Here is a 4,560-nt window from a genome sequence, read left to right as displayed (position 1 = left end):
GCCGCCCGAGAGGCGGCCGCGGAGGCGGAGGCCGCCGCGAAACTCGAGGCGGCCAAACAAGCGGCCGAGGCCGAAGCCCGCGAACGCCGCGAGGCCGCCCTGCGCGCCTCCGAGGCGGCCGCCCGCGAACGCCTGCGCACCAGCGGCTCCATACCGCGGGTGGTTGACCAGGACAGCTCCAACTGGCGTCCGCCCAAGGATTCAGATCCCGAACCGGCTGCCCCCAAAGCCGACGAGCCCGAGGACTCCGCGGGTGAAGCCTCCGAACTTGGGAGCTTGGAGCTTGGGGGTTTGAAGTCTGGGGGCTCGGAATCCGATGCCCCGGCGGCGGACCCGGCCGCGCCGGCTCCGCCCAAGCGCCAGTCGATCGCCAAGAGCGGCGTCAGCCTGTGGGGCCGGCCCAAGCGGCAGGCCTCGGACGGCGGGGGCAGCGACGCGGGCCAGGCGCCCCTGTCCTGGGCAGACCAGCTCGACACGGCCGAGGCGCTCGAAGCGTCCAAGGGGCCGGAAGCCGGAGTCCGAACCGAATCGGCTGATTCGCCGAATCAACTGGGCGGGTCTGCGGGCAAGGCGGCCGATTCGGCGCCCGCCCAGGACAAGCGGACCGACGGCGAGGCGGAGGACGCTGAAGTGGCGGATGACGGGGACGGGCAGGACGGCATCGGCGGCCGTGCCCGCGTAGCGGACGCGGACCGAGTTGTGCCTGCCGCGGCCACCGATCAAGACGAACTGGATTCCGGCGAGCTGACGCAGGCGTTCCTGCCGGACTTCCTCAAGGACGAATCCGAGGCGCCAGCCAACATCGCGGAGGCGGCGGCCAACGCCGAAACCGAGGCCCTGGAACGCCCAGGCCTGGGCCACCCGACGGGCTGACCCCGCCGCCTGGTCACCGGGCTACCTCCGTTGAGCATGTCACCGTGGAAGACCGCTGGGCTTTTATAACAATTTCGTAACGTTTTGCCCGCCTTGATCAAGCCCTTGTGTTTGGACAATAATCTGTCGGGAAATGCCCATATTCCTCTGCCCCCTGGAGGTCTCGCGATGAATCGCAGCCCGCAACACAGTCTCTCTTTCCATTGTCGGTCTTTTGATCGGGCTGCGTGGGTCCGTAGAGCGGGCTCATTCCTCGCTGCCCTGACCGCGTTCACTTTGATGGCCACGGTTAGCCTGACCCCGGCGACGGCGGCCCCGCAGCCAGACGGGGACGACCCGGAGCGTGGCTGCACCATTATCGGGACTACCAGTGCCGATGTTTTGAAAGGCACGGATGGCGACGACGTGATCTGCGGCGGTGGCGGCGCGGACACGATCAAAGCCGGTGCCGGCGACGACGTGATTTACGGCGACGCGGGCGGGGACACCATCCACGGCGGAACCGGGAACGATGTGATCCTGGGCGGCGACGGCGGCGACACGATTCGTGGCGAGGATGGGCAAGACGTCATCCACGGCGAGGCCGGCGGCGACACCGTCTATGGAGGGGCTGACAACGACCTGATTTACGGCGGCGACGGCGGCGACACCCTTTGGGGCGACGCGGGCGACGACACGATCTTTGGCGAGGCCGGCGCGGACACCGTTCGCGGCGGCGACGGAAACGACCTGATCATCGACACCGGCAAAGCGGACACCCTTTGGGGCGACGCGGGCGACGACCGGATCGTGGCGGGCGAAGGCGCCGATTCGGTCAAGGGCGGCGCTGGCGACGACCTGCTGATCGGCGGACCCGGCGACGATTCCCTCTACGGCGACACGGGCACGGACGCGTGCGCGGGCGGTCCGGGTTCGAATGCCTACTACTCCTGTGAACGCAGAGTTGACGCTGGCGACCTGGGCGGGGTGGAAGGGGATCTGGACGGCGACGGGATGCCGGACGTGGCGGAAGTCCGTGCTGGTTCCGACCCGCTGGCCCGCGACACCGACGGTGACGGGATCGAAGACGCGGCGGAATTTGGAGTGGGCACCTGGCCGACAGACGCGGACTCCGACTCGGACGGCATCGGAGACCTGGAGGAGGATGCCGACGAGGACGGGCTGACCAGCGCGCAGGAGATCGCGGCCGGGACAAGCGGGGTCAACTACGACACCGACGCCGACGGGCTGTCGGACGGCGATGAGGTAACCCTGGGCTTGGACCCACTGTCGGCGGACAGCGACGGCGACGGGTTGAGGGACGGCGACGAGCGGAGGGTCGGCGCCGACCCGGCCAATCCCGACACCGACGGGGACAGGACCGGCGACGGCGAGGACCTGTTCACCATCACGTTGTCGCTGGACCAGCCTCCCGTGTCGCTGGAGGCGACGGGCCCGGCTGTCGCACTGTTGGAGACCAGGTTGACGCCCTCGGATGATGTAAGGCTCCGGGGCGTGCCGGGACAGCTTTCGGGCGCGTTCGCGGTGCACGCCCCCGAAGGGGTAACCGGCGTCTTGACAGTCGGGTTCGACGCCTCGACCGTCGGCTTGGAAGTCGCTTTGCTCCACTTCGACGAGGAGTCCAGCACGCTTGATGTGCCCCCGAACCAGGTGGTCGACTGGTCGGCCGGCACCGTCACCGCAGAAGTCGGCGACTTCTCCCCGTTCGTGGTGGTGGACGTCGCCGAATTCACCGCGATCTGGGACCAGGAGTTCGGCACCGGCGACGTGGACGACCCAACCGGGCAGAGAACGCTGGAAGTCATACTGGTGTTGGATTCCTCCGGTTCGATGGCGGACAACGACCCGGACAGGTTGCGGGTCGAGGCTTCGAAGGCGCTCATAGACGCGTTGGGCGAAAACGACGAGGTCGGGGTCGTCGCGTTTGCCAACACCGCGAGGTGGTTGGCTCTCCTGAGCACGAACAAAGCGGCGGCGAAGGCATCGCTGGCGGGAGTTGGCCAGGCCGGAGGCACCAATCTGACCGCCGGGATGCGTCTTGCGATCACGGCCTTGAGGCCCCATAGCCTGGACGAGGCGTTCACCATCGACCGGGCGATCGTGCTGCTGACCGATGGCGAGGGCGACTACGACCGGGCGCTGACACGGGAGGCACAAGAGGCGGACGTCGCCGTGTACACAGTCGGGCTGGGACAGGCCACCGACGAGGCGTTGCTAGACGAGATCGCCACACAGACTGGTGGCCGATTCTTCCTTGCTGACAGCGCCGACGACCTCATTCCAGTTTTCAAGACCAACCTGGACGAGATCATGGGCTACGTCGACATTGACGGTGACGGCCTGAGCGACGCCGCAGAGGAGGCGGGGATGCTCAGCTCAAGCGGTCAAGTATTCCGCACCAGCCCATATTCGGCGGACACCGACCATGACGGGTTGAGCGACGGCGAGGAAATGGGCTACCAACCCAGCCCCGGCCACGCCTTCGGGCGGGGCACCGCCTACCGAATGACCTCCGACCCGACCAAGGCTGACACCGACGGCGACGGCCTGGACGACCTGTTCGAGGTCAGCGAGTACCTCTTTCCCTGGGACCCGGACCACGATCACGACGGCGTGAACGGCGGCGAGGAAGCCGACAACGGCACCACCGAGATGTGGGACAACACCGACTTGGACGGCATGAAGGACCGTGCCGAAATCGACTCGTTCAACTCCGGTGACGGACGCGACCCCCTCGTCAAGGAGATCGACTACGACTGGGCGCAGTTCACCAGCCTGGTCCTGCGGGGCGCGCTGTGCGGGGACACGGTCGGCTTGTGGGGCTTCTGCTCCCCGGAGGGCTGGCCGTACTTGGTGGGGCAGATACTCGGCGGCTTCGGCTTCCCGGTGGTTCGCGACCTTGAAGACGCCCTGGCGAATCTGGTGCACGGTCGCTTCGTGGACGTGACGATCTCGCTGGTCGGGATCTGGCCGATCATCGGCGACACCGGCAAAGCCCTCAGGCTTACACAGAAGAGCCTCGACAACGCCAGGGCGCTGCTGCGCGCGGATCCGAGGTCGACGGAGGCCATCAACACGATTAGGCTGGTCGGCCGCTACGGACTGGGCGGTTGGGTTCCGAAGGGCCTCGCGATCAAGATGCTGGACGAGGTCGGCGAAGGCGCGATCACGCGGGCGTTCCTCAAGAACGGAAACGTCACACGCGACTGGGTGCTGGTGCAGGCGCGGCGGGGCTACACACCGCAGACGATCGAGCGGATGGTGAACGGAGCCAGCGAGATCCGCAGTGCCCCGAACCTGGGCTACCACCTCGAAAGTGAGTGGCAGACCTACGTTCGGCGGGTGGTTTGGCCCGACGCCTACCCCAAAGAATGGCGGGTGCCCGTGCCGCCTCAGAAGTACTTCCTGCACAACCACAAGACAGATCAGATCTCCCGCCACTTCGACGGCAAACAGTACCAGTTACGATCCGATGGCGCGGCGGCCGAACTGAAAAAGGGGAAGTCCAAGCTGGAGGCGGGGCAGACCGAGGAGCAGATCAGGATAGACGGCGCGATCCAGCGTGCGATGGCCGCCGGCGAGCCGGGTTTCACGCCCGCCAAGTTGGGGTTTGAGAGGATTGTGCGCATGTACTTCCCGGATCAGAAGCGGAGCGGCGTGTCCGGCCCGGATTGGGAAGAGCTCGAC

General features: G+C 67.1%; 2 protein-coding genes. Both read left to right on the top strand.

Annotated features, from left to right (window positions below):
- On the top strand, window positions 1-873 hold an 873-nt coding region (locus LBC97_16680; GenBank protein MDR2567651.1), incomplete at its 5' end, for a hypothetical protein.
- A 279-nt stretch (window positions 874-1,152) separates the two neighbouring features.
- On the top strand, window positions 1,153-4,560 hold a 3,408-nt coding region (locus LBC97_16675), incomplete at its 3' end, for a VWA domain-containing protein (GenBank protein MDR2567650.1).

This window comes from Bifidobacteriaceae bacterium (assembly GCA_031281585.1).
Taxonomy (GTDB): Bacteria; Actinomycetota; Actinomycetes; order Actinomycetales; family WQXJ01; genus JAIRTF01.
Note: the sequence above shows the minus strand (reverse complement) of the source record. Positions and strands in the feature narration are given on the sequence as shown.